This is a genomic window from Paenibacillus sp. FSL H8-0259, assembly GCF_037963255.1.
Lineage (GTDB): Bacteria > Bacillota > Bacilli > Paenibacillales > Paenibacillaceae > Paenibacillus_AQ > Paenibacillus_AQ phytohabitans.
This window is the reverse complement of the sequence record NZ_CP150147.1, coordinates 5,207,871-5,231,394: the sequence shown is the minus strand read 5'-3', so window position 1 is coordinate 5,231,394 and position 23,524 is coordinate 5,207,871. Positions and strand designations below refer to the sequence as shown.

Here is a 23,524-nt window from a genome sequence, read left to right as displayed (position 1 = left end):
GCATTCTTTTTTTGGCATACCGTATAGAGTTTGTGCAGCAGCTGCCCATACGCTATAAGTGTATCCTCTGAGGGGATGATCTGTACTCGATTTGGTTTTTGCCGGTCCCAGGCGCTTATTCACATACTTGCTAACACAAACCTCTACTCCGGTAGAGGTTTTTCTGTATTTCGGACATTACCTATAGAATCCCAGGAGGTTAGCCAAGTGACGAATCCGAGCATTGAAGAAGTAGTGTCGCTGTCGCGGAAGTATAATCTGATCCCGGTAGTGAAAAGGCTGCTGGCCGATATGGAAACACCCATCCGCTTGTTCCAGCGTTTTGCGGAGCAGGATCGTGCATTCCTGCTGGAGAGTGTAGAGGGCGGCAGTCAATGGGCACGTTATTCCTTTATCGGCAGTGATCCGTTCCTGATGATTTCAGGCAAAAAAGGCCTGATTCACGTTGAAGTGGGCGGTGAAAAAAAACAGCTGCCCGGCAAACCTGTCGAGGAGCTTAAGGCGCTGCTGCGCTCCTACCGCAGTCCCAAGCTGGACGGGATGCCGCCGTTTACGGGCGGTGCTATCGGATTCTTCGGGTATGATCTGCTGCAGTATTACGAGAAGCTGTCCGCGCATGCCGTAGATGATCTGAATATGGATGATATCCGCTTCATGTTCTGTGACCGCATCATCGTCTTCGATCATGTGAAGCAGCAGATTCTGCTGGTAGGCAATCTGCACATCAAGGATGGCAATACCGATTCCGAGATTCGCGCAGGTTACGAGGAACTAAGCCGCCGCCTGGAGAATATGGCTGAAGAGCTGCAAAAGGAAGGACCGAAGGAGAACGTCAACCGCCGCAGCATCCCTCAGGACATTGAGCTGGGTGAGATTCACTCCAACCTGACCAAGGAACAATACATCAGCAACGTGGAGCAGGCCAAAGAGTACATCCGCGCCGGTGATATCTTCCAGGTGGTGCTGTCCCAGCGGCTGCATATAGAAACCGAGGTGTCTCCACTGCATGTGTACCGGATGCTGCGGACGCTGAACCCTTCACCTTATATGTATTATCTGAAAATGGACGAAGAGATCATTGTAGGCACTTCACCGGAAGCGCTGGTTAAGGTGGATAGCAGCGGAAGGGTTGAGACCCGCCCGATTGCCGGAACCCGGCCGCGCGGGGAGACCGAGGCGCAGGACCGCCAGCTCGCCGCTGAACTGCTGGAGGATGAGAAGGAACGCGCAGAGCATCTGATGCTAGTGGATCTGGGCCGTAATGACCTGGGCCGTGTGTCGAAGTTCGGCACGGTGAAATGCGACTCGTTCATGGAGATCGAGAAATACTCGCATGTGATGCATATCGTCTCGAACGTGTCCGGGACGCTGGCCGACGATAAAGATTTCTTCGATGCCTTCCTCTCCTGCCTCCCGGCAGGGACTGTATCGGGGGCACCGAAGCTGCGGGCGATGGAGATCATTGCCGAACTGGAAAAGGAAGCACGCGGTGCTTATGCCGGCGCCATCGGTTATCTCGGCTTCTCCGGGAATATGGATTCCTGCATAACCATTCGCACAATTATTTTCCGCAAAGGCCGGGCTTATGTGCAGGCTGGAGCGGGAATTGTCTGGGACTCGGTTCCGGAGAAGGAATATGAAGAGACTCTCAACAAGGCCAAGGGCATGCTGAAGGCGATCCGGATGGCCGAAGCCATGTTCCCCGCGGAGGTTAAGGAGAAGCAGGTTATCAATCAGGACTATATGTACGAATATACCCCGTGAGCCGGGGATAAGCAGAGATGAGCTAAGACGAGCAGAGAATGCTCCATACTATTTTTGGCGTATGCTTCCGGAGCCGGTTTGTAAGAAGCTGATTCAGGAAGTCCGCCTACAAAACTCTTAGGAGGGAATCAATATGGAAGCAAGCCAGTTAATACAATCAGGAATTGCCGGATTAATCGAAGGAAAGGATCTTACCCGCACCCAGGCACGGGAGGTAATGGGGATTATTATGGAGGGGGCGGCAACACATGCGCAGATCGGAGCACTGCTCACGGCGTTGCGTATCAAGGGTGAAACAGTAGAGGAAATCACCGGGTTCGCGGAAGCGATGCGCGGTTTCGGGACTCCGGTACTTACGGAACGTAGCCAGCTGCTCGATACCTGCGGCACCGGAGGCTCCGGTATCCATAAATTTAATATCTCCACCGCCTCGGCAATCATCTCCTCAGCCGCCTCTGTAAGAGTTGCGAAGCACGGCAACCGTTCGGCTTCCGGCAGAGCGGGCAGCGCCGATGTACTGGAGGCTCTCGGCGTCAATATTCATCTGAATGCGGAGCAGGCCCGGCAATGTCTGGACAGCATAGGGATCTGCTTCCTGTTCGCACAAATCTACCATCCGTCAATGAAGCATGCTGCTGCTCCCCGCCGTGAGCTGGGTGTGCGTACTGTATTCAATATGCTTGGCCCGCTGACGAATCCGGCAGGAGCTGACCGGCAGCTCATGGGCATCTATGACCGCAACAAAACGGAGACTGTGGCCAAAGTACTGGGCGAGCTGGGCTCCAAGCGGGCAATGATTGTCAGCAGTCTGGACGGTCTGGATGAAATCAGCATTTCGGCGCCGACCCAGGTCTCCGAGCTGAGAAATGGTGTGGTCACAACCTACGAGGTTACACCGCAGGAGCTCGGGCTGAGCCAGCATCCGCTGGAGGATGTGCTCGGAGGTGATGCGGCCGAGAATGCGGCAATTATCACTACAGTGCTGGAAGGACAAATCAATCCATACCGTGATATCGTATTAGCGAATGCAGGGGCATGCATCTATGTTGCCGGTCTTGCAGATACACTGCGGGAAGGCGTAGACCGGGCAAGAGAGGTAGTGGATTCAGGAGCAGCACTGCGCAAGCTGGAACAGTTAAAAGCCATGACGAAGGAGCTTGATTATGTATCTTGACCGGATTGTTGCCACCAAAGTGAAAGAGGTTGAGGCGTTAAATAAGACATTTTCATTGGAAGAGGCTGAACGGGCTATCGCTGCTCTGCCTGCAACGAGAGGGTTCCGCGCTGCGCTGACCGGACGGCGGAACCGGGACATGGGGCTGATCGCCGAGGTGAAGAAGGCTTCGCCTTCCAAAGGCCTGATCCGTGCCGATTTTGATCCGGTTGCGATTGCTAAAGGCTATGCAGCAGGAGGCGCGGACTGCCTGTCTGTGCTTACGGACCGGGAATATTTTCAGGGCAGCGGATCGTATCTGCAGCAGGTAAGGGAAGCGGTGGAGCTTCCTCTGCTGCGCAAAGACTTCATCATTGATGAGAAGCAGATCTACGAAGCGCGCCTGCTGGGAGCAGATGCTATTCTGCTCATTGCCGCTATTCTGACATCTGAACAGCTGAGCGCATTCACCGATACCGCTGCAGCGCTTGGCCTGGATATCCTGATTGAAGTGCATGACCGTGCTGAACTGGAAATGGTGCTGGCCACAGGCAAGGCTGTTCATCCCGGCGTGCTGCTTGGCATCAACAACCGGAATCTGAAGACCTTTGAGACCGCGCTTTCTGCCACAGCCGAGCTTGCGGCACTGCTTCCGGAGGGACTGCCGGTCATCAGTGAGAGCGGGATTACCGGTCCGGAGGACATCGCATTCTTAAGCAAGACCCGGGCTACCGGCGTGCTGGTAGGAGAATATCTGATGCGCCAGCCGGATGTAGAGCAGGCTGTCCATCAGCTGCTCGGACCGCTTCCCGCAGGGAAGGACCGTGCGCTGCATGGCTGATACACTCGTAAAAATCTGTGGACTTCAGGACGTTGAAGTGCTAAAATCTATGAAGAGTTTGCCTCTGGATTATATCGGATTGGTATTTGCCCCGAGCCGCCGCAGAGTGACTGCTGAAGCTGCTGCCGAGCTTGTTGCAGAGCTGAAGGAGTGGGAGACTGGGACAGCACCCCGCGTTGCGGGAGTCTTCGTCGATCCGCAGCTTACAGAGCTGACAGAGCTGCTCAGAACAGTACCGCTGGACGTCGTGCAGCTGCATGGGCAAGAGAGCCCGCTGTTCTGCAGCGGGGTCAAGCAGGCTTTTCCGCAGATTCAAGTATGGAAGGCACTTTCTGTAGCAGGCCATGCCCCTGAAGCAGGAATAGACATTCGTGCTCTCCTGGAGAGCTACGCCGGCACAATCGATGCGCTGCTCCTGGATACCTATGATCCGCAGGGCAGCGGAGGCTCCGGACGTACGTTTGACTGGGAACAGATTCCGCTCTACCAGCAAGCGGCTGCGGACTATGCGCTGCCTTTATTTATAGCCGGAGGACTGAATCCGGACAACGTGAATGAGCTGCTGGACGGCTACGCTCCATATGGCGTGGATGTATCCAGCGGAGTGGAAAGTAACGGCCTTAAGGATATCGCAAAAATGACAGCTTTCGTGGAAAGGGTGAAGCAATCATGATACAAGTACCGGACAAGAACGGACGTTTTGGTTCTTTTGGAGGCCGCTTCGTTCCTGAAACCTTGATGAATGCACTGATTGAGCTGGAGGAGGCCTACCGTAAATTCTCGGCAGACCCGGCTTTTCAGGAGGAAATAGATTACCTGCTTAAGCAGTATTCCGGACGCGAGACCCCGCTGTATTATGCGGAGCGGCTAAGCAAGCATCTGGGAGAAGCCAAGATCTATCTGAAGCGTGAGGACCTGAATCATACAGGTGCGCACAAGATCAACAACGCTATCGGACAAGGCATTCTGGCCAAAATGATGGGTAAAACCAAGGTGATTGCCGAAACAGGAGCCGGCCAGCACGGCGTGGCTACCGCTACAGTTGCAGCCTTGCTTGGTATGGAATGCAAGGTATTCATGGGCGAAGAGGATACCCGCCGCCAGGCACTGAACGTCTTCCGTATGAAGCTGCTTGGTGCAGAGGTGATTCCTGTAACCTCCGGGTCAAGAACCCTGAAGGACGCCGGTAATGAGGCACTGCGCTACTGGGTGAGCAACGTTGAGGATACCTTCTATATTCTTGGCTCTGCGGTAGGCCCGCATCCCTATCCGATGATGGTCCGTAATTTCCAGCGGATTATCGGGGATGAGACCCGCCGCCAGATTCTGGAGGCTGAAGGACGCTTGCCGGATCTGCTGGTTGCCGCGGTAGGCGGAGGCAGTAATGCCATCGGCATGTTCTATCCTTTTATGGAGGATGAGCAGGTTGGTATGATTGGTGTTGAAGCTGCCGGTAAGGGAATTGATACTCCGTTCCATGCAGCAACTATGAGTAAGGGGAGTCATGGCGTCTTCCAGGGATCGCTCAGCTACCTGCTGCAGGATGAGCACGGACAGGTGACCGAAGCCCATTCCATATCGGCCGGACTGGATTATCCAGGTGTCGGCCCCGAGCACTCCTATCTCAAGGATATTCACCGCGCACAGTATGTGCCGGTTACGGATGACGAGGCGCTGGATGCGCTGAAGCTGCTCTGTCAGACAGAAGGCATCATCCCTGCCCTCGAATCTGCCCATGCGATTGCCCATGTGGTGAAGCTCGGCAAGACACTGACCAAGGATGATATTGTAGTCATCTGCCTGTCCGGACGCGGCGACAAAGACGTGGAATCGATCATGGCGTATACGGAAGGGGCGGGGAAATAATGACTACCGAAACTACAAACCGGATGGATCTGACCTTCAAAAAGCTGCGGGCAGAGGGCCGGGCAGCCCTGATTCCTTTTCTTACCGTAGGCGATCCTGATCTTGAGACTACGCTGGATATTATCGCTGAGCTGGAGGCGGCCGGTGCGGACATTCTGGAGCTCGGAGTTCCCTATTCCGACCCGTTAGCCGACGGTCCGGTCATTCAGCGGGCTTCCTCCAGAGCCCTGCGCAGCAACATTCATCTCCGCACCTGCATGGAGACAGCCCTTAAGGCACGTCAGGCCGGCAGCCAGCTGCCCTTCATCCTGTTCACCTACTATAATCCGGTGATGCAGATGGGACTGGATACCTTCTTCGCCGAGCTGGATGCCCATGAAATCAGCGGGCTGATTATTCCCGATCTGCCTGTTGAAGAGTCGGAGGACATGCGTGAGCGCAGCCGTGCAGCCGGAGTGAATCTGATTCCGCTGGTAGCCCCGACTTCCAGTGAGCGGATTGCACGGATTGTTTCCGGCGCCAGCGGGTTCGTCTACTGCGTATCTTCGCTTGGTGTAACCGGAGAACGTTCTACCTTTCATACCGGGGTGGATGACTTCATTCAGTCCGTCCGCCGCTCTACAGACCTGCCGATCGCTGTAGGATTCGGGATTTCCACTGGAGAACAGGTGTCCCGGTTTGCGAAGATTTGCGATGGTGTAGTCGTCGGCAGTGCCATTGTCCGCAAGGTGGAGGATGTTATTCCTCTGCTGGCCCAGCCGGAGACAAGAAGTGCCGGACTGTTGCAAATTCGTGAATTTGTGGCACAATTAAGACCATAACGGTCTGCATACTGACCTGATACTAGTCAATTACTTCTAGAGAGCGAGGATGGGCCATGAACCCGAAACCTAATATCGTCGACCTCCCTGTCTACAAGCCGGGGAAACCGATCGAAGAAGTCAAGAAGGAACTGGGCTTAAGCGATGTTATTAAGCTGGCATCCAACGAGAACCCTTACGGGGCAGCACCAAGCGCAAAAGCCGCTATTGTAGCGGAACTGGATAATCTGTATTTATACCCGGACGGCTCCGCTGCCGAGCTGACTGCAGCATTGGCCAGGCATCTGGGAGTAGCAAGTGACAACATTATTTTCGGCTGCGGGTCTGACGAGATTATTGCTCTGATCGCGCGTGCATTTTTCCTGCCCGGTGACGAGACCATAATGGCGGACCAGACCTTCTCCGTCTATAAGAGCAACGCTGATATAGAAGGTGCTGTATCTATTGAAGTGCCCTTGAAGAATGGTACCCATGATCTGGATGCCATGCTGGCGAAGATTACGGACCGTACCAAGGCAATCTGGATCTGCAATCCGAACAATCCGACCGGAACCATTGTGCCGGAGGATGCCCTGATTACTTTCCTGGATGCAGTTCCGGCTGGAGTTATGGTTATACTGGATGAGGCATATTTCGAATACGTGACCGATCTGAGTTACTCTGACGGGATTAAACTTCTGGATACTTATCCCAATCTCGTTGTACTCCGCACGTTCTCCAAGATCTACGGTCTTGCAGCACTCCGCATCGGTTACGGCGTGGCCAGCCCGCAGATTATCTCCTTGATCAATAAAGTGCGGGAACCGTTCAATACCACCCGCTTAGCCCAGGTAGGGGCGCTGGCTGCATTGGCTGATCAGCAATATGTCCAGCAGTGCCGGTCGCTTAACAGTGCGGGTATTGTCCAACTGCAGGCTGAATTCCAGCGCCTAGGCCTTGAGTCCTTCCCGGCACACGGCAATTTCATCATGGTGGATGTGCGCAAGCCGGCCTTTGAGGTCTTCGATGCCCTGCTGCGGCAAGGTATTATCGTGAGAGCAGGCCACCACCGCTACCCTACCTACATCCGGGTTACTGTCGGCTCTGCCGAGCAGAATACGGCCTTCATCGCTGCTTTGGAGAAGGCGCTTGAAGAACAGGGAGTACGCGCATAACCTATATCAGAAGAAGCAGGATTGACGATATCACAGAAGGCAGGTAGTTCTAAGAACATGACGACAAAAATAGCAATTTTCGGTGTCGGTCTGATCGGCGGCTCACTGGCCCTTTGCTTCAAAGGCAAGGAGGGCCTGACCGTAGTAGGGCATGCCCACCGTCCTGAATCAGCAATCAAATATGTCAGCAGAGGTGTAGTCGACGAGGCTACCCTATCGCTTGAAGAAGCGGCGCTTGGCGCCGATTATATTTTTCTGTGTGTGCCTGTTGGCATGATAGAGGATTATCTTCAGCAGCTAAGCCGCCTGCCGCTGAAGCCGGGCTGTATTATCACCGACGTCGGCAGCACCAAGGCCAGCATAGCCGCCTGCGCAGTTTCCCTTGACCTTCCCGGTGTGCATTTCATCGGCGGCCATCCCATGGCCGGCTCGGAACGCTCGGGTGTAGAGGCAGCCTCCTCCTTGCTGTTCGAGAATGCCTATTACGTGCTGACGCCTCCGCCCGGAGTTCCGGAGGAAGCTTATCATGCACTGGAATCCTTGCTTCTACATACCAGAGCGCATATTGTCCGGCTTGACCCGGAGCGCCATGATGAGATTGTCGGAGCGATCAGCCACCTGCCGCATATTATTGCGGTGGCGCTGGTCAATCAGATTCATGCTTACCATGATTCAGACTCTTTGTACAGCACACTTGCGGCAGGCGGCTTCCGGGATATTACGCGGATTGCCTCAAGTGATCCGATCATCTGGCGCGATATCCTGCTGAATAACCGCTCGGTTATGCTGCGTCTGCTCAAAGACTGGAATGACGAGGTTTCTTCATTCATTCATTTGCTGGAGCAGGGCGATGGTGCGGGGATCGAGTCGGCCTTCCATGAGGCGAATGAATTCCGCAGCCAACTGCCTGAACGCCGCAAAGGAATGATTGTCCCGTTGTTCGACCTTCATATTGATGTTCCCGATCATCCCGGGATTATCGGACGCATCACCACAGAGCTTGGCGACCAGGGCATCAACCTTAGCAACGTGCAGATTATTGAGAGCCGGGAGGATGTACCCGGGATCATGCGCCTGTCGTTCCGCCAGGAGCATGATATGGAGCGGGCTAAGGTTGTATTGCAGCAGAATGATTATACGGTATATGTATAGCGAAGAGCCGGGGCATGATGCCCCGGCTTTTTCTTAATCTAAGAATTTATTTGCTCTGCATGATTACTAGTCCTTCTATTTTTCGCTGAAACGCACTGTGCAGCCATCAGCCTGTAAAATACCCAATTGTTCGTAAAAATGGACAAAAAAAAGACCGCTTACATAATAAGCGGTTACAGTTCACAATGAATTGGAACCGTGCAGTGTTTGGATAGGAGTGGAGAGAAACCATACTGTACTTTTATTATATGTATACGGTTACATTCTGTCAACCCCTTTATCAAACTTAAATAATACCGCTTTCAATATTCGACTTCCCGCTGAATCTAAAAGTCTATTAATGTCATCCTGTTAGAATGTATGCTATACTGGGTTAAGTATGTTTATAGATTTCTTCCAAGTATAGGGAGCCATATGCCTATCTGAACAGTAATAGAAATTTGTAAAGATGCGAATTTCTTTCTGTATTTACATACAGTATGCCTTAATTAACGGCTGGTTGAATATACATAGGAAGTATTTCATTTAATCGTGCAAATTTGTAGCAATGCCGCAACTTTTTCTTACCTGACCGGTATAAATAGATACGGACCGGACGGGATTACACGTGCAAGGGCGAGGAGGGCCGAACTCACCATGACGGATTCCCAGTTGATCCAGCTTATTAAGCAAGGAGATACAGAATTATACTCGGAATTGATGCGACGTTATCAACGCAAGATACTGGCGTTCGTGTATCACATGCTTAAGAATTCCCATATGGAGCTGATTGCAGAAGACCTCTGTTCTGAGACCTTCTACAAGGCTTTCCGGAGTCTTCATTCGTTCCGTGAAGTGGATGCTTCTTTTTCTACATGGCTGTACACTATCGCCCGTAATACGGTGCTTAGTGAGCTGCGCAAGAACCGTGCCGGAAATGTATCGCTTGAAGAGAGCGGTTATACTCCTGTGGCACCGCTTGACGTTGCCCCGGAACAGGCGGCATTACGTAAGGAACGGATGAATCTGGTCCGTGAAGCAATTAACAATCTCCCGGAGAAGCAGCGTTCTGCGCTCATTCTGCGTGAATATGATCAGATGGATTATCAGGAAATTGCAGTGATTCTGGATCAGAGTGTTAGCTCCGTGAAATCACTATTGTTCCGCGCCAGGAGCAGTGTGAAGCTTCAGCTCGAATCCTATTTCTATGAGCCTGAATTTGATGAGCAGGCTGAGAGGGTGTAAGGCCAATGAATTGCAGGGAAGCGCAGGACTCCATTCCGCTCTTGTGGGACGCTCCCCCCACGGATCCCAGACGGATTAGGCTGGAGAAACATATCGCGACTTGTTCCTATTGCAGTGCCGAATGGGCGTTGTGGCAGGAGACAAGTGAGCTTATGCAGGACTCAAGATTTGAAGTCAGTGATGAACGCGCAGAAGCGATTAACCTCAAGGTTATGGAGCGGATCTATCTGGAAAGCCCCTGGCTTATGCCCGGAGACGGTAAATCTGCGGGCAGCTCCGCTGTTTTCCGCCGCCGTCTGAGCCTATGGATCGCCTGTTTTCTGGCTGTGTTCATCTCCAGCTTTTTATATTTCACCATGTTCAAAACACCCTCGAATACTACTGCGGCCCAGAGCGGGATTGTAGAAACAGGTGTGGCAGGACTGACACTGGATTGGTCATCTTCTTATCCGGTCGAGTCAGAGGGCGGTATTATTGAACCGCTTGTAGCCAATATGGGCCCTTCCCACCCGCAATACTGGATGGTGTTGTCGACGCTTGGCGTCGGGTTGTCTATATTCCTGTTGGTACGCCTGAACCGTTACCGCAGACAATGAAAGCCCCTTTACTTAAATAGTGAAGAGGGCTTTTTCGTATCCGGATATGAGCTTTAAGTGAGGAATAGACCTGTAATTTTGTTAAAAAAGAAGACATTTGTTTTCATTCGTGTTACATTATTAAGCAAACATAAATGGAAGGGAAAGGTGATAGGCAATGCTGATCGGCTTAATACGCCATGGGCTGACGGATTGGAACGCGGAAGGTAAGATTCAGGGACAAAGTGACATTCCGCTTAACGACGAAGGCCGCAGGCAGGCTGAGATGCTGGGTGACCGGCTTCTGCAGGAGCCCTACCACTGGGACTATTGCATTACGAGCAGTCTTTCCCGCGCAGCTGAGACAGGAAGGATCGTTGCCGCTAAGCTTGGAATTCCTTTACTGGAACCGGATCATCGAATCCGCGAGCGCGCTTATGGCCAGGTAGAAGGCATGACGGCTGCAGCCCGCGAAGCTAAATGGGGCAAGGATTGGAATCAGTTAACACTGGGGCAGGAGAGCGATGCGGCGCTTCAGGTCCGCGGGCTTGCTTTTCTTGAGGATCTCTCAGCCCGTTATCCGGATCAGAATGTACTGGTCATCTCCCATGGAGGGTTTCTTGCACAGCTGTATACCGCGCTATACAAAGACAAGTATTCAGAACGGCTCGGCAACCTCTCCCTGACGATTTTGGAGAAAAATGAGCAGGAATGGAATCCGTTATTGTACAACTGTACCCGTCATATCTTGCAGAATCAGCGTTAACCCGACCCTTCGGGTTATTTTTTTTGCGTAATAAGGAATAAAAAGGGCTGTATTTCCCATAATGGTAGTAAAACGGTGAGGCGATAAAAGATGAATCTGGCGGATATGCTCACTTACGCAGACATTGGTCAGCTTACCGCCATTGCGGGACGCTATGAATGTGAGTGCAAACGGAATTCCAAACATGATTTGATTCAGAGTATTCTCATTACCTTGGGCAGCCGTGAGTTTATGGAGTCTCATATCCGGGGGTGTACCCCGGAGGAACTGCGGTTCCTGAACACTTTGCTTTTTGATGAGCGCAGCCATTTCAGTCTGGAAGATCTTCTTGCCGCCGCAAGGCAGGCATGTTTTGACACACCCTCCGGTAAAAGCGGCAGCTACCGCGATATGGTCAGCAGGTTCAAAAACGGCGGCTGGCTCTTTACCGGTGCATCGCAGCAGAGCAGGTATCTGTTTCAGGTCCCGCTGGATCTGAAGAACCGCTTCCGCGACAGGATGGGGGAGCACCTGAAGGAAGGGATTACTCCCAGTCCTGAACCGGCAATGTACCGGGGCGAGGGCGATCTGCTGGCGGGTGATCTGCTGCTCTTCCTGCGCTATGTGAAGGAGAACGAGCCTGAACTTGGCCAGGAGGGGGCGCTGTATAAACGCAATCAGCAGGGAGTGATGAATGCCTTGCAAATTGCTGAGCCCCTGCTGGGCAAAGGCGGGTGGAGATTCGGCTATGGCAGGGCCTGTGAGCATTATCCGCCGAGATTTGCCCTGCTGTATGATTATGCCCGCCACCGCCGCTGGATCTCGGAGGAGGGCTACCGACTGAAGCTCACTGCCATAGGGGAACAATTCCTGGAGGAAGGGAAATCGGAAAAGCTGATGCAGTTATTCTCCTTTTGGTTAAGACTGTATAAAGGCGCAATTCCAAACCTGCCGTCGCTAGTCTATTGGATCAGTCTTAGTGCAGGCAGATGGGTTACAGTGGCTTCGCTATCCGAAGGGCTGGGCTGGCTGATTAAGCCGTTCTATTATGATGACGCCGGCGCCATACTCGAACAGCGTATTCTGCGGATGATGCTGCATCTGGGCATGATCAGACTCGGAGAAGGTGCCGAAGGACCGGTGGTCATGATGACGCCCTGGGGAATTGAAGCGGCCGTACCGAAGCTGCTGCTCAAGTAAGGGGGAGAGAGATGCGGATTGCTTATGGGAGTTACATACCGCAGCTTGATGAATCAGTCTATGTGGCGGAAGGCGCTAAGCTCGTTGGCGATGTAAGGATGGGGAAACAATCCAGTATCTGGTTCAATGCCGTGCTTAGAGGAGATTTGGCTCCGGTGATAATCGGAGAGCGCTGCAATATCCAAGATGGTACGGTGGGTCATGTGGCTGTGGGTGTACCGCTAATTCTGGGTGATGATATATCGGTTGGCCATTCCGCGATTATCCACGGCTGCCGGATAGGCAAAGGCACATTAATCGGAATGGGAGCAATTGTATTGAACGGAGCAGAGATTGGTGAATATGCTTTAATAGGAGCCGGCTCCATTGTAACCGAAAACAAAATCATTCCGCCGTACACGCTCTCCTTAGGCACCCCGGCCAAAGTGATCCGTGAGTTGACCGAACAGGATCTGCTGAGGATGGCACGCACCAGTGAAAGCTATGTGAAGAAGGCATTGGAATACGGAAACTCTTAAACAGCGGAGGTGTATCGAATGGACAAAATGAAGGCTACTTATGAAGTGATGCTGGGGCTTGCTGCAGAAATGGTTTGGGATGAAGCGTTAAGAAAGCGTCGTACCGACATCTTGTACCGGAAGATTGACACGGCGCTGGCTGCCGGAGATGAGGCGGCTTTCCGGAATCTGACTGAAGAACTGAAAAGTTTGGCATAGGGAAATGCGCCTGGCGCATTTCTTTTTTTACAATTATGATGTTCTAAATGCTGCATGAGCGGCAAGAAGGGGGCCAACCGATGAAATTCAGTGATTTTGACCGCGAGACTTGGGAAGCGGATGGACATTTCTACGATACCTGTGTAATCCCGTATACAGGACTTCAAGGGACGGAGACACCTCCCGAGACCGTTGCAGCGCTGGAGCGTCAGCGTGATTTTCTCGAGTTAGTCGAGAAGCCTTTTCAAGGGCGTGTGGTGACTTATCCGGCGGTACAATATGCAGGAGCAGAAAGTATAGCTTTACTTAATGCCCTTTGCCAAAAAGTCAAATCCATTGGTTTCCAGTATGTCATCGTGTCATCCGCGAATGAAGTGCTTTTAACAGAAGAGGTTTATGAAAGCGATTTACTCCTTTGCCAGCCTGAAATGAAGAGGAATTCCGATACTCCGGTGAGCTCCCGTATACGGGATGAAATCCAGAGATTATGGTTAAATGGAAAATGAGTTAAATGTGACGAAAAATCAACAATTATTCTGAAATCAGCCACAAATGCCTGTCACAATTTAGACAATATTCTTGACGGGTTTTGGAGCCTAAGCTATGATTAGGGTGAACTTATATGTCATGTGATTTTTTTCATTGAAAACGAATTAATTACCAGAATTGTCTTTGAACGGACTCTGCAGGTGCCTTCTCAAATTTTGAAAAGGGGGTTACACACAGTATGAGCAGCCTTAATGAAGAACAGGAACCGCTTCCGCAAGAACAGCCCCAACGGAAGGATATATCGCGTAGACAGTTTTTGGCCTATACACTAGGCGGTGCCACCGCTTTTATGGGAGCCGGAGCCATTCTGCCGATGATTCGTTTTGCCGTAGACCCGATATTACATAAAAAAGGCGAAGGAGACTTTATCAAGGTAGCGGAAACGTCCAAGATTACCGATGTGCCCCAGGAGTTCACCTTTGAACTGCCGCAGCAGGACGGATGGTATGCCAGTACAGCAATGCTGACGGCGTGGATCCGTAAAGATGAGAGCGGAGAAATTTATGCGCTTTCACCGGTCTGCAAGCACCTTGGCTGTACGGTAGGCTGGAACAATGATAAGGCTTTTCCGGATGAATACCACTGTCCTTGCCACGGAGCGCGTTATACGAAACTGGGCAAGAATCTGGCGGTAGCCCCGAAGCCGCTTGACCAGTACACCACCAAGATTGACGGCGGCTGGGTGTATCTGGGCGACATCGTTCCAAATACTGAAGCTAAGAAGGAGGCGTGAATCCAATGTTTAAAAATGTCTATAACTGGATTGACGAACGTCTGGATATTACGCCGATCTGGAGAGATGTTGCCGACCACGAGGTTCCCGAGCATGTCAATCCGGCCCATCACTTCTCAGCCTTTGTCTATTGCTTCGGCGGACTTACCTTTTTCATAACCGTCATTCAGATTCTGTCAGGCATGTTCCTGACGATGTATTATGTACCCGATATCATAAATGCCTATGCCAGCGTGGAGTACCTTCAGACCAAAGTTGCCTTCGGCCAGATTGTCCGCGGGATGCATCACTGGGGAGCGAGTCTGGTCATTGTCATGATGTTCCTTCATACGATGCGTGTGTTCTTCACCGGCTCCTATAAAGCTCCGCGCGAGATGAACTGGGTCGTCGGGATGCTGATCTTCTTCGTTATGCTGGGGCTGGGATTAACCGGCTACCTGCTCCCTTGGGATAACAAGGCGTACTTCGCAACCAAGGTTACCCTGGAGATCGCGAACTCTGTTCCGGTTATGGGGCCGGTGCTGAAGGAACTGATGCAGGGCGGTACGATTGTTGGCGCCGAGACGCTGACCCGCTTCTTCGCCCTCCATGTATTCTTCCTCCCGGCGGTCCTGCTTATACTGCTTGTCGGACACTTCATTATGATCCGCAGACAAGGAATTTCCGGCCCATTGTAATTGAGGCTCACCAAAACTTAAGAGTATGCTTCCGAAGCGGGTTTTGTAAGAAGCGGTTCGAGAAGCAAAGACTCACAAAACTTTTAGGAGGAACGGTCATGGCGCATAAAGACGACTCCAAAGAGAAGGTGGTATTCGTAGGGGATTCCCGGGTCCGCAGGGGCAACGGGTTCATTACTCCGCCTGACTATTCGGCCTATCCGGGCAAGTCTGAAGCTTTTATACCTAACTTTCTGCTTAAGGAATGGATGGTTGGCGTAGTGGTGCTGGTGGGTATTCTGGTTCTGACGATATCGGAGCCGGCTCCGCTCGGATTTCCCGCGAATGCCACAGCGACGGTAATTCCTATCCCGGACTGGTACTTTCTGTTTCTCTATCAGTATCTCAAGCTGCCCTATGCATCGGGAGATTATATCGTGCTGGGAACGCTTGGCGTGACCGGTGTGGCGTTTGGATCTCTGCTTCTGGCCCCTTTTCTGGATACGGGCCGTGAGCGCCGGTTCTACCGCAGACCGATTGCTTCCTCACTTATGTTCCTGTCCCTGGCGGCCATTGTGTACCTGACCAATACCGCCTGGACGGAATACAAGCACGAAATGGCGGAGACGGGACAGATTCCGGAGGATGTGCAGCGTGAGGAGAAAGCGGCCGAGAACAGGGCGGCTGGCTTGCCTACCACAACTGTCGTTCAAACGAAGGACATTGCCATTGTGGACAAGGATGATCCGGCGATGGCACTCTATAAGCAAGCCAGCTGTGTATCCTGCCATGCGGTAGATATGAAGGGCACCGGAGGGCCGCCTTCCCTGCGCGGGGTCGGGGATAAGCATGATAAGGCAGCGATTCTTACTATTATTAAAGAAGGCAAAGGACAAATGCCTCCGATGTACGAGACCGCTATGGGAGCGGGGCTGTCCGAACAGGATATTGATGATCTGGCCGGCTGGCTTGCCAAACAAAAAAGCGAACAGTAAAATAAAATTAACGCAAACCTGATCGTGCATGCGGTCAGGTTTTTGCTTGAATATAAGAAAGTATATGTTTTACGGTATACTTTATCCTTATATTCCTCGCTGATACGGAGTCCGTCCTATAAAGGACAGCAGGGCCGTATCTACTTGTTTTAGCATTGAAGCTGCTACAGTCGGGAGGAAGTTGTCTATATGCCGGTTCATTGGTTTGACAGATTATTCAGGGACAGAAGGATCATCTGGCTGTTGTTCATCGTGAATCTTCTGGGTACGGTTTACGGATACATGTGGTATGGCAATCAGCTTGCGTTCACGGCTGAGAATTATCCTGTCTGGCTCTTGCCCTTTGTTCCGGACAGTCCTACGGCCAGCCTGTTCTTTACAATTGCATTATTGCTGCTGCTCTACCCGCCGAAGGGGCTTACGGGAACCTTGGTTCGTCAGCTGATCGAGGCGCTGGCCGTAGTCACATCGGTGAAATACGGCATCTGGGCGGTCAGCATGATTGTGGCCGGCGGTTATCAGGGCGATACGGTCAACTGGAAAGACTGGATGCTGATGATTTCTCATACCGGAATGGCGGTTGAAGCACTGATCTATGCCCGCTACTTCTCCTTCCGCAGAATGCTGCCCGTTGCGCTGTTATGGACTTTCGCGAATGATATGGTGGATTATTCTGAAGGCGTATTTCCGTGGCTGCCATCAGTGCTGGATGATGATGTCAGTGCCGTACAGTATTTCACCATGGGCCTTACCTTGTTCAGCACAGCTGCCGCGTGGTTATTCGGCGGCAGGACAAGGCGTCCTGCACTTCCGGGCAAACCTGCTGAGAGGCACTGACAGGCTGTTCTAACTCTTGTCCTTCCGCCATACATTAAGGTGGGAGGGATGTCTCATGCCGCGCAGGAGAAGGTTCATACTGTCAGGGATTGTGTTGTGCTGGCTGCTGGCTGGCATGAATGGAGGTAGGGTTCTGGCCGGAGCGGAAGCGGCGGCGGCTGGTGCCAATTCTGGAACTGAAGCATACATAGAGGCAACAGGATTCACCGTCAGTGATCCCGCTGCCCTCACCGGCAGAAGCGGGGCGCAGCGGCTGGAGCAGGCAGCCGAAGCCCTATATGCTTATGTGCTTGAAGGCGATGTGGTCAAGGCTAGGCAGGAGAGTGAGGAAATCTCGCAGATTTTTATCTCCTCTTCCTTCGAAGGGTTGACATCGGTAGAGGGAATCCATGCGCTCTCTACAGTGATTATGGACATGAAGTCTGCAGTGGCTGCTGTAGAGGCTTCTCCCCAGCGGTGGGAAGCTGCCGCAGCCAGGCTCCGGCTCGCCGCGAACAGTCTGAATCACCCCCGACAGCCCATGTGGCTACAGTATTACAAGCTGGTCCGCGAGGATCTGAATAATATGGAGCAAGGCGCTGCCGCTAATGATCTGAAGAGCTGGAAGGCCGCTCTGGCCAGACTGCAGAGCCGGTACGATAATATCCGGCCGGCGGTGATCATCTCCCGGCCGCCGGAGGCTGTCAATACGTTTGATTCCTGGATCTCGTATGCTCAGGGGATCGCCACCTCCGCGCAGCCGGTGGAACGGGCCCGGCTGCTGGAGATCGTGTCTTACGGGCAGGATGCAGCCCGGGTCATGTTCGGCAAAGAGCGCGATGAGCCGGCTTTGTCGCTTCCGCTCGCCCCGCAGCAGTACGGGGCCTGGGGGCTGCTGGCAGGCGCGTTCATCCTTACGGTGCTGGCCTACGCCGCTTACCGCAAGTACCGGGGCCAGAACGGCGATTGGAAGGCTGTATAGCCGGGAGGGTGGCATTCGCTGAAGCTGGTGTTCTTCCCCTCAGGTGTATGAATCCTCAATACTCACAAAAGCTCCCTTCCCGCTGAGGCGGATGAAGGGAGCTTTTTGAGTACATTTGAAACTGCAACTAACGAAGTAAGTACAATGTAGCTGATGGAACCTGAATTCCTCAGGTTTGCACAGTGTAAACAAAAATGTTGTACATATTACAACTTGAATATCAATATACCAGTGTATTCGGGAAGATTGTTGTATGGAATACAAGAATTCCACTGCTAATCCGCCTGGAGAAGGCGGATTGTTGCCTTTTATACAACAATTTCGGATTATGGTCAAGATTATAAGGGGAATGTTGTACTATGTACAGGATTTCATGTTAACAGCTTCCCCTCAGCTAATCAGGTCTCCCGGAAGCCCTCACCGTGCACATCATGAACGTCGCTGATAATGACGAAGGCCTTAGGGTCAACAGACTTGACCAGCAGGCTGAGCCGGCGGATTTCCTGTCTGGAAACAACGCAGTACACCATATGTTTGGCCTGTTTGGAATAGGCTCCGATCGCCGGGATCAATGTGACGCCGCGTTCCATCTCTGCGGTAATCAGCTCGGCAATCTGCGGAGCATCATCACTGATGATGGTGAACGCTTTGGCGGCATAAGCCCCCTCTTGAATGAAATCAATGACACGTGAAGCAATGAAGACGGCGACCAGGGTGTACAATATTTTTTCACGGGGGATATAGAGCAGGGAAGCGCCAATAATGATCACATCAACTGCCAGGATAATCTGTCCCATACTCCAGCCGAACTTGCGTCCGAGAATCCGCGCTACAATATCTACCCCGCCGGTGGTGCCGCCGAAACGGAAGACGATCCCCAGTCCCAGCCCCAGTGTTACCCCGGCATATAATGAAGCAAGAATAAAATCATGCTCCGTACTGAACGTTACAATCCAGCCTGCATTAATCATTCGTTCGAACAGCCAGAGGAAAAACGACAGGGCGCCGATACCGACGCCTGTGTAGACGATCTGATTCGCCCCCAGCACCTTCCAGCCAAGCAGGAAGAGCGGGAGATTCAGCAGCAGTGTGGTCAAAAAGATCGGTATGCTAAAGGCGTAGTTGAGCAGGATGGTAATCCCGGTGACTCCGCCTTCCATCAGCTGATTGGGTACAATGAAGTACAGAAGTCCGAAGGCGTAGATTGCAGCTCCCAGCATGATGGGGGCAATGGTTTTGCTGATGGTGCTGAATTTAATTGACGATTTCATATAATCCCTCGCGTATGCCTCTAATGGGCAGTTTATAGGTAGTTATTCTCACGGATACAGCCGCAAATCCACAAAGACTTTTAAAAAAGATTTGTCTTCAAAACGTCTTTACGATAACATAGGGGCAAACAGAAGGCAAGAACATACGGGGGGTGAAACAACAATTTATGGATAAAAGTCTTAGTGACATTCAGCGTGAGGTTGATCAGTATATCTCACAGTTTAAAGAAGGCTATTTCAGCCCGCTGTCCATGCTGGCCCGGATGTCCGAGGAAGTCGGAGAGCTGGCGCGGGAGGTAAACCATCAGTTTGGCGAGAAACCGAAAAAAGCGGATGAAGCCGATAACTCGATCGAGCTGGAGCTGGGCGACATTCTCTTCATTACCGTTTGTTTCGCCAATTCACTGGGCATAGACCTTACTGAAGCCCATAACAAGGTTATGCACAAGTTCAATACCCGCGATGCCGGGCGCTGGACACTCAAAAACACCGATTAGGCCTTTACTACATATGCTGTACCAAACGAACGGGATTTAGCCGTGAGGATGGTGAGGATATGAATCATAACGACTATGTAAAAGCGGCATACCGCTCTATTCTGCGCAGTGACTTCGCTGAGGCCATCACTCTGTTCGAAGCGGCCATTGCGGCAAGTCCGGATGATGCTGAGGTAAGGTACCGCTGCTCCATCACCTATGCCCGCAGCGGAATGCTGGAGAAGGCGCTTGAACACGCTGTAGCCGCACGCAAACTGGATGGTTCCAAACCGGAATATGATCTGCACCTTCAGCATTTGCAGGCGCTGCAGCTCGTGCAGGAAGCGAAACGGCTGCTGGAGGATGAGGCGGCGGTGCCGGTGAATCCATACCATCCGGTTACCTTGCTGAAAGAAGCGGTATCGCTGGACCCCTTATATGGGGATGCTTATGTATGGCTGGCTATTGCACACAGCCGGATGAACGAGCATCTGCAGGCGATAGCTGTACTGAAAGAAGTGATGTCGCTGCACCCGGATGATACCGGTCTGCGTCAGCTGATGAAGGATCTGCAGAAATCGCTGCAAAAATATATACAATAATATCAGAGCCAGGGAAAGCGGGGAGGAATTAATTTGAGCGACAAGATCAGGGTTATTGTCTCCGGAGCCGGAGGAAGAATGGGCAAAGAAGTTGTGAAGCTGGTACTGCAGGATGATGAACTGGAGCTGGCAGCCGCTGTCGACCGCTCTGCGGGCGACAGCGATGCCGGCCGGATGGTTGGCTTTGAGGATAGTGGTGTTCGGGTTACTTCGGACCTGGAGGCAGCTCTTGCAGGAGCTGCTGCAGATGTGCTGGTGGACTTTACCATTCCGCAGTCAGCCTACAGCAATACTGCCCTGGCCATCAAATATGGCGTTCGTCCGGTGATCGGGACTACCGGATTTACGCCTGAACAGATCGCCGAGCTGGACAAGCAATGCCAGGATCAGGAGATCGGCGGACTCATTGCACCGAACTTCTCCATCGGAGCCATTCTTCTAATGAAATTTGCGGCCCAGGCTGCCAAATATTTCCCGCACCTGGAGATAATCGAGTATCATGGAGACCAGAAGCTGGATGCGCCATCAGGAACAGCCATTAAAACGGCAGAGATGATCTCTGAGGCACGGCAGGAGCTTCGCCAGGGACACCCGGGGGAAGAAGAGATTATTGAGGGATCGCGCGGCGGTTACTACAACGGGTTCCGGATTCATAGCGTACGTCTTCCCGGGGTTTTTGCCCAGGAGGAAGTGGTATTCGGCGGGTTTGGACAGTCGCTTAAGATCCGCCATGATTCATACGAGCGTGCCGGGTATATGCCGGGAGTCAAGATGGGAATCCAGAAGGTGATGGGGTATACCGGTTTGATTTACGGATTTGAGCATTTTATAGAATAGACGGGGGAGAGCAACATGTTAAAAATCGCATTTATCGCACATGACCGCAAAAAAGATGAGATGGTGAATTTCGTAACCGCCTATGAGCATGTTTTTGAAGGGCATCAATTATATTCCACCGGAACGACAGGACAACGGATCATGGAAGCAACCAAACTCGTCATTCACCGCTATATGTCCGGCCCGCTGGGCGGAGATCAGCAGATTGGCTCCATGGTGGCAACGGATGAGCTTGATTTGATTATTTTCCTGCGCGATCCGCTTATGGCACAGCCGCATGAACCGGATATCACGGCACTGCTCCGTCTGTGTGATGTATATGGAATCCCGGTGGCTACCAATATTGCCACAGCTGAAATTCTGGTAAAGGCAATCGACCGCGGAGATTTCGGCTGGCGCGAGCTGGTACATAAATACAAACCGGGTGTGGATGAATAATGAAACTCGACATTCTGGTATTCGGCGCTCATGCCGATGATGCGGAGATCGGCATGGCGGGAACCATCGCCAAGCACACTGCTGCCGGCTTCAAAGTGGGGATGTGTGATCTGACACAGGCGGAAATGTCTTCGAACGGAACGGTGGAGCTTCGTAAACTTGAGGCTCAGCAGGCTGCAGACATGTTGGGGGCTGCGGTACGTACGAATCTGGGACTTCCTGACCGGGGGCTCTATATGACAGAGCACCATCTGGCGGCAGTAACTGCAGAAATCCGCCGCTATGCCCCTTCCATCGTGTTCGCCCCTTACTGGGAGGACAGGCACCCGGATCATATCGCGTGCAGCAAGCTGGTGGAAGAGGCCGTATTTAACGCCAAGCTGCGTAAGTATATGCCGGACATGCCTTCTATCCCTGAACCGCAATTATATTTCTATTTCATTAACGATCTGGGCCGTACCGATCTGATTGTCGATGTAACGGAACAATATCCGCTCAAAGAGCAGGCGTTATCCTGCTACCGGTCGCAATTTGGCATACTCCCTGGTGAGGATGCTGTGAAGACTCCTTTAACAGAAGGGTATATCGAGCGCGTCCGTTCGAGAGATATGCTGCTCGGACAGCGGAGGCTCATTCCTTATGCAGAAGGGTTCGCCGGCAAGGTGCCGCATACGGTGGATTACTTCGGTGCTGCCGGTAAATAAGGCTCAGATTTGAAAAAGCCCGAAAAACAACTATAATAAATTCATGTCATTACTTGAAGTAATAGATTTATGTAAAATGAAGGGGCGGAGCTATGGACCGGCTGAAGATAGGCATCACTTGTTATCCGTCTCTTGGCGGCTCGGGCGTAGTGGCGACTGAACTGGGCAAGCTTTTGGCCGAGAAGGGCCACGAGGTCCACTTTATTACACACAGCATCCCGTTCCGGCTGGGAACGTTTCAAAAAAATATATTTTATCATGAGGTAGAGGTTAACGATTATTATGTGTTCCGTTATCCGCCTTATGATCTGGCACTGGCGACCAAGATGGCCCAGGTAGCCAAGATGCAGAAGCTGGACTTGTTCCACGTCCATTATGCGGTGCCGCATGCGGTCTGTGCTTTTCTGGCCAAGCAGATCCTTGGCAACGACATTAAAGTGGTTACGACCCTGCATGGCACAGATATTACTGTACTGGGCCAGGATGAATCCCTGAAGGATCTGATCCGCCTGGGCATTAACGAGAGTGATGCGGTGACTGCCGTCTCCCAGGATCTCATCAAGGAAACACGTAAGGCGCTTGATATTACACGGGAAATTGATCTGACCTATAATTTCGTGGACAAACGGGTGTATTATCCACGCGATGTAACGGACCTGCGCGGTGACTACGCTGCTCCGGATGAAAAAATCCTGATGCATATCAGCAACTTCCGTCCGGTTAAAAGGGTAAGTGATGTGGTGGATGTATTCGCGAAGGTGAATAAACATCTGCCTTCACGTCTGCTTCTGGTGGGGGAAGGGCCTGATCTGCCGAAGATTCAGGCCAAAATCAGCGAGATGGGCCTGGAGGACAAAGTGCGGTTTCTGGGTAAGCAGGATGAAATTGCCCAGGTGATTTCACTGGCTGATCTGCTGCTGCTCCCTTCGGAGAAGGAGAGCTTCGGGCTCGTTGCCCTGGAGGCGATGGCTTGCGGCGTTCCGACCATCGGGTCCCAGACCGGCGGGATTCCAGAGCTGATTCAGCATGGCAAAACCGGATTCCTCGCGCCGGTAGGCGATACTCAGACTATGGCTGATTATGCGGTTCAGCTGCTCTCGGACGACGCGATGGCAGAGAGCTTCAGACGCGCCTGTCTGGAACGGGCCTGTCATGATTTCAGCAGAGATATGATTACGAATCAATACGAAGATATATATTACCGCGTGCTTGGACGCAAGGTACTCGGACTGGATCCTATCCGGGGGTAAGGAG

At 52.2% G+C, this 23,524-nt stretch carries 27 protein-coding genes; 26 read left to right on the top strand and 1 reads right to left on the bottom strand.

The window, feature by feature from the left end; all coding sequences use genetic code 11:
• The first annotated feature begins 207 nt into the window (after positions 1-207).
• The 20 genes from trpE to NSU01_RS22540 all read left to right on the top strand — a co-directional run bounded on the left by trpE (position 208) and on the right by NSU01_RS22540 (position 17,942).
• Positions 208-1,764: an anthranilate synthase component I gene (trpE, locus tag NSU01_RS22635; protein ID WP_042138620.1), complete on the top strand. Its 1,557-nt coding sequence runs from the start codon at positions 208-210 to the stop codon at positions 1,762-1,764.
• Between the two features lie 133 nt (positions 1,765-1,897).
• Positions 1,898-2,938: an anthranilate phosphoribosyltransferase gene (trpD, locus tag NSU01_RS22630; protein WP_042138619.1), complete on the top strand. Its 1,041-nt coding sequence runs from the start codon at positions 1,898-1,900 to the stop codon at positions 2,936-2,938.
• The gene (gene trpC, locus NSU01_RS22625) at positions 2,928-3,758 is read left to right on the top strand and encodes an indole-3-glycerol phosphate synthase TrpC (RefSeq protein WP_076243343.1); all 831 of its coding nucleotides are present in this window, start codon (positions 2,928-2,930) and stop codon (positions 3,756-3,758) included. The genes trpD and trpC overlap by 11 nt, the downstream gene beginning before the upstream one ends.
• Positions 3,751-4,431, top strand: coding sequence for a phosphoribosylanthranilate isomerase (locus NSU01_RS22620; RefSeq protein ID WP_076243342.1), 681 nt, complete (start codon positions 3,751-3,753; stop codon positions 4,429-4,431). Before trpC ends, NSU01_RS22620 begins: the two co-directional genes overlap by 8 nt.
• Positions 4,428-5,624 (top strand): tryptophan synthase subunit beta, encoded by a 1,197-nt coding sequence (gene trpB, locus NSU01_RS22615; RefSeq protein WP_039301842.1) that lies wholly within the window; start codon positions 4,428-4,430, stop codon positions 5,622-5,624. The genes NSU01_RS22620 and trpB overlap by 4 nt, the downstream gene beginning before the upstream one ends.
• A complete protein-coding gene (gene trpA, locus NSU01_RS22610; protein ID WP_039301845.1) occupies positions 5,624-6,445 on the top strand; it encodes a tryptophan synthase subunit alpha in 822 nt (273 codons plus the stop codon). The genes trpB and trpA overlap by 1 nt, the downstream gene beginning before the upstream one ends.
• 56 nt (positions 6,446-6,501) lie before the next feature.
• Positions 6,502-7,599, top strand: a complete 1,098-nt coding sequence (gene hisC, locus NSU01_RS22605) for a histidinol-phosphate transaminase (RefSeq protein ID WP_042138616.1) — start codon at positions 6,502-6,504, stop codon at positions 7,597-7,599.
• A gap of 57 nt (positions 7,600-7,656) precedes the next feature.
• Entirely contained in the window at positions 7,657-8,751 is a 1,095-nt protein-coding gene (locus NSU01_RS22600; protein ID WP_039301851.1) for a prephenate dehydrogenase, read from the top strand.
• Between the two features lie 636 nt (positions 8,752-9,387).
• A complete protein-coding gene (locus tag NSU01_RS22595) occupies positions 9,388-9,975 on the top strand; it encodes a sigma-70 family RNA polymerase sigma factor (protein ID WP_039309865.1) in 588 nt (195 codons plus the stop codon).
• Between the two features lie 152 nt (positions 9,976-10,127).
• Positions 10,128-10,571, top strand: a complete 444-nt coding sequence (locus tag NSU01_RS22590) for a hypothetical protein (RefSeq protein ID WP_052416585.1) — start codon at positions 10,128-10,130, stop codon at positions 10,569-10,571.
• A gap of 157 nt (positions 10,572-10,728) precedes the next feature.
• Complete coding sequence (locus NSU01_RS22585; RefSeq protein WP_076243341.1) at positions 10,729-11,316, top strand: histidine phosphatase family protein; 588 nt, start codon at positions 10,729-10,731, stop codon at positions 11,314-11,316.
• Between the two features lie 90 nt (positions 11,317-11,406).
• Complete coding sequence (locus NSU01_RS22580) at positions 11,407-12,495, top strand: hypothetical protein (RefSeq protein ID WP_076243340.1); 1,089 nt, start codon at positions 11,407-11,409, stop codon at positions 12,493-12,495.
• Positions 12,496-12,506: 11 nt separating this feature from the next.
• The gene (locus NSU01_RS22575) at positions 12,507-13,013 is read left to right on the top strand and encodes a gamma carbonic anhydrase family protein (RefSeq protein ID WP_076243339.1); all 507 of its coding nucleotides are present in this window, start codon (positions 12,507-12,509) and stop codon (positions 13,011-13,013) included.
• 18 nt (positions 13,014-13,031) lie between these two features.
• A complete protein-coding gene (locus tag NSU01_RS22570) occupies positions 13,032-13,211 on the top strand; it encodes an IDEAL domain-containing protein (RefSeq protein ID WP_039309877.1) in 180 nt (59 codons plus the stop codon).
• A gap of 80 nt (positions 13,212-13,291) precedes the next feature.
• The gene (locus NSU01_RS22565; protein ID WP_042138611.1) at positions 13,292-13,717 is read left to right on the top strand and encodes a DUF2487 family protein; all 426 of its coding nucleotides are present in this window, start codon (positions 13,292-13,294) and stop codon (positions 13,715-13,717) included.
• 221 nt (positions 13,718-13,938) lie between these two features.
• A complete protein-coding gene (locus NSU01_RS22560) occupies positions 13,939-14,493 on the top strand; it encodes a ubiquinol-cytochrome c reductase iron-sulfur subunit (RefSeq protein ID WP_042138610.1) in 555 nt (184 codons plus the stop codon).
• Between the two features lie 5 nt (positions 14,494-14,498).
• Positions 14,499-15,170, top strand: coding sequence for a cytochrome b6 (locus NSU01_RS22555; RefSeq protein ID WP_020427667.1), 672 nt, complete (start codon positions 14,499-14,501; stop codon positions 15,168-15,170).
• 98 nt (positions 15,171-15,268) lie between these two features.
• Positions 15,269-16,144, top strand: coding sequence for a menaquinol-cytochrome c reductase cytochrome b/c subunit (locus tag NSU01_RS22550; protein ID WP_042138609.1), 876 nt, complete (start codon positions 15,269-15,271; stop codon positions 16,142-16,144).
• 189 nt (positions 16,145-16,333) lie between these two features.
• Positions 16,334-16,981 (top strand): DUF1405 domain-containing protein, encoded by a 648-nt coding sequence (locus NSU01_RS22545; RefSeq protein WP_076243338.1) that lies wholly within the window; start codon positions 16,334-16,336, stop codon positions 16,979-16,981.
• 55 nt (positions 16,982-17,036) lie between these two features.
• A complete protein-coding gene (locus NSU01_RS22540) occupies positions 17,037-17,942 on the top strand; it encodes a sporulation protein YpjB (RefSeq protein WP_052421946.1) in 906 nt (301 codons plus the stop codon).
• Positions 17,943-18,340: 398 nt separating this feature from the next.
• On the opposite strand, the gene NSU01_RS22535 is transcribed toward NSU01_RS22540, so the two are convergent.
• On the bottom strand, positions 18,341-19,213 hold the full coding sequence (locus tag NSU01_RS22535) for a YitT family protein (protein WP_042138607.1): 873 nt from the start codon (positions 19,211-19,213) through the stop codon (positions 18,341-18,343).
• A gap of 167 nt (positions 19,214-19,380) precedes the next feature.
• Between NSU01_RS22535 and NSU01_RS22530 the strand changes: the two genes are divergently transcribed.
• The 6 genes from NSU01_RS22530 (at position 19,381) to bshA (ending at position 23,520) form a co-directional block, all read left to right on the top strand.
• Complete coding sequence (locus NSU01_RS22530; RefSeq protein WP_039309889.1) at positions 19,381-19,710, top strand: nucleotide pyrophosphohydrolase; 330 nt, start codon at positions 19,381-19,383, stop codon at positions 19,708-19,710.
• Positions 19,711-19,769: 59 nt separating this feature from the next.
• Positions 19,770-20,291, top strand: coding sequence for a tetratricopeptide repeat protein (locus tag NSU01_RS22525; RefSeq protein ID WP_042138606.1), 522 nt, complete (start codon positions 19,770-19,772; stop codon positions 20,289-20,291).
• Between the two features lie 33 nt (positions 20,292-20,324).
• Positions 20,325-21,128 (top strand): 4-hydroxy-tetrahydrodipicolinate reductase, encoded by an 804-nt coding sequence (gene dapB, locus NSU01_RS22520; RefSeq protein ID WP_076243337.1) that lies wholly within the window; start codon positions 20,325-20,327, stop codon positions 21,126-21,128.
• A 15-nt stretch (positions 21,129-21,143) separates the two neighbouring features.
• Positions 21,144-21,566: a methylglyoxal synthase gene (gene mgsA / locus NSU01_RS22515; RefSeq protein WP_039309895.1), complete on the top strand. Its 423-nt coding sequence runs from the start codon at positions 21,144-21,146 to the stop codon at positions 21,564-21,566.
• Positions 21,566-22,270 carry a bacillithiol biosynthesis deacetylase BshB1 gene (gene bshB1, locus NSU01_RS22510; RefSeq protein WP_042138603.1) on the top strand — a complete coding sequence of 235 codons (705 nt, stop codon included), beginning with the start codon at positions 21,566-21,568 and terminating at the stop codon, positions 22,268-22,270. The genes mgsA and bshB1 overlap by 1 nt, the downstream gene beginning before the upstream one ends.
• Positions 22,271-22,362: 92 nt before the next feature.
• Positions 22,363-23,520 (top strand): N-acetyl-alpha-D-glucosaminyl L-malate synthase BshA, encoded by a 1,158-nt coding sequence (gene bshA, locus NSU01_RS22505; protein WP_042138601.1) that lies wholly within the window; start codon positions 22,363-22,365, stop codon positions 23,518-23,520.
• The last annotated feature ends 4 nt before the right edge of the window (positions 23,521-23,524 follow it).

Coding starts and splice junctions, on each gene's coding strand:
- trpD (WP_042138619.1), top strand. CDS start 1,898: ATGGAAGCAAGCCAGTTAATACAATCAGGAATTGCCGGATTAATCGAA.
- trpC (WP_076243343.1), top strand. CDS start 2,928: ATGTATCTTGACCGGATTGTTGCCACCAAAGTGAAAGAGGTTGAGGCG.
- NSU01_RS22620 (WP_076243342.1), top strand. CDS start 3,751: ATGGCTGATACACTCGTAAAAATCTGTGGACTTCAGGACGTTGAAGTG.
- trpB (WP_039301842.1), top strand. CDS start 4,428: ATGATACAAGTACCGGACAAGAACGGACGTTTTGGTTCTTTTGGAGGC.
- trpA (WP_039301845.1), top strand. CDS start 5,624: ATGACTACCGAAACTACAAACCGGATGGATCTGACCTTCAAAAAGCTG.
- hisC (WP_042138616.1), top strand. CDS start 6,502: ATGAACCCGAAACCTAATATCGTCGACCTCCCTGTCTACAAGCCGGGG.
- NSU01_RS22600 (WP_039301851.1), top strand. CDS start 7,657: ATGACGACAAAAATAGCAATTTTCGGTGTCGGTCTGATCGGCGGCTCA.
- NSU01_RS22595 (WP_039309865.1), top strand. CDS start 9,388: ATGACGGATTCCCAGTTGATCCAGCTTATTAAGCAAGGAGATACAGAA.
- NSU01_RS22590 (WP_052416585.1), top strand. CDS start 10,128: ATGCAGGACTCAAGATTTGAAGTCAGTGATGAACGCGCAGAAGCGATT.
- NSU01_RS22585 (WP_076243341.1), top strand. CDS start 10,729: ATGCTGATCGGCTTAATACGCCATGGGCTGACGGATTGGAACGCGGAA.
- NSU01_RS22580 (WP_076243340.1), top strand. CDS start 11,407: ATGAATCTGGCGGATATGCTCACTTACGCAGACATTGGTCAGCTTACC.
- NSU01_RS22575 (WP_076243339.1), top strand. CDS start 12,507: ATGCGGATTGCTTATGGGAGTTACATACCGCAGCTTGATGAATCAGTC.
- NSU01_RS22570 (WP_039309877.1), top strand. CDS start 13,032: ATGGACAAAATGAAGGCTACTTATGAAGTGATGCTGGGGCTTGCTGCA.
- NSU01_RS22565 (WP_042138611.1), top strand. CDS start 13,292: ATGAAATTCAGTGATTTTGACCGCGAGACTTGGGAAGCGGATGGACAT.
- NSU01_RS22560 (WP_042138610.1), top strand. CDS start 13,939: ATGAGCAGCCTTAATGAAGAACAGGAACCGCTTCCGCAAGAACAGCCC.
- NSU01_RS22555 (WP_020427667.1), top strand. CDS start 14,499: ATGTTTAAAAATGTCTATAACTGGATTGACGAACGTCTGGATATTACG.
- NSU01_RS22550 (WP_042138609.1), top strand. CDS start 15,269: ATGGCGCATAAAGACGACTCCAAAGAGAAGGTGGTATTCGTAGGGGAT.
- NSU01_RS22545 (WP_076243338.1), top strand. CDS start 16,334: ATGCCGGTTCATTGGTTTGACAGATTATTCAGGGACAGAAGGATCATC.
- NSU01_RS22540 (WP_052421946.1), top strand. CDS start 17,037: ATGCCGCGCAGGAGAAGGTTCATACTGTCAGGGATTGTGTTGTGCTGG.
- NSU01_RS22535 (WP_042138607.1), bottom strand. CDS start 19,213: ATGAAATCGTCAATTAAATTCAGCACCATCAGCAAAACCATTGCCCCC.
- NSU01_RS22530 (WP_039309889.1), top strand. CDS start 19,381: ATGGATAAAAGTCTTAGTGACATTCAGCGTGAGGTTGATCAGTATATC.
- NSU01_RS22525 (WP_042138606.1), top strand. CDS start 19,770: ATGAATCATAACGACTATGTAAAAGCGGCATACCGCTCTATTCTGCGC.
- mgsA (WP_039309895.1), top strand. CDS start 21,144: ATGTTAAAAATCGCATTTATCGCACATGACCGCAAAAAAGATGAGATG.
- bshB1 (WP_042138603.1), top strand. CDS start 21,566: ATGAAACTCGACATTCTGGTATTCGGCGCTCATGCCGATGATGCGGAG.
- bshA (WP_042138601.1), top strand. CDS start 22,363: ATGGACCGGCTGAAGATAGGCATCACTTGTTATCCGTCTCTTGGCGGC.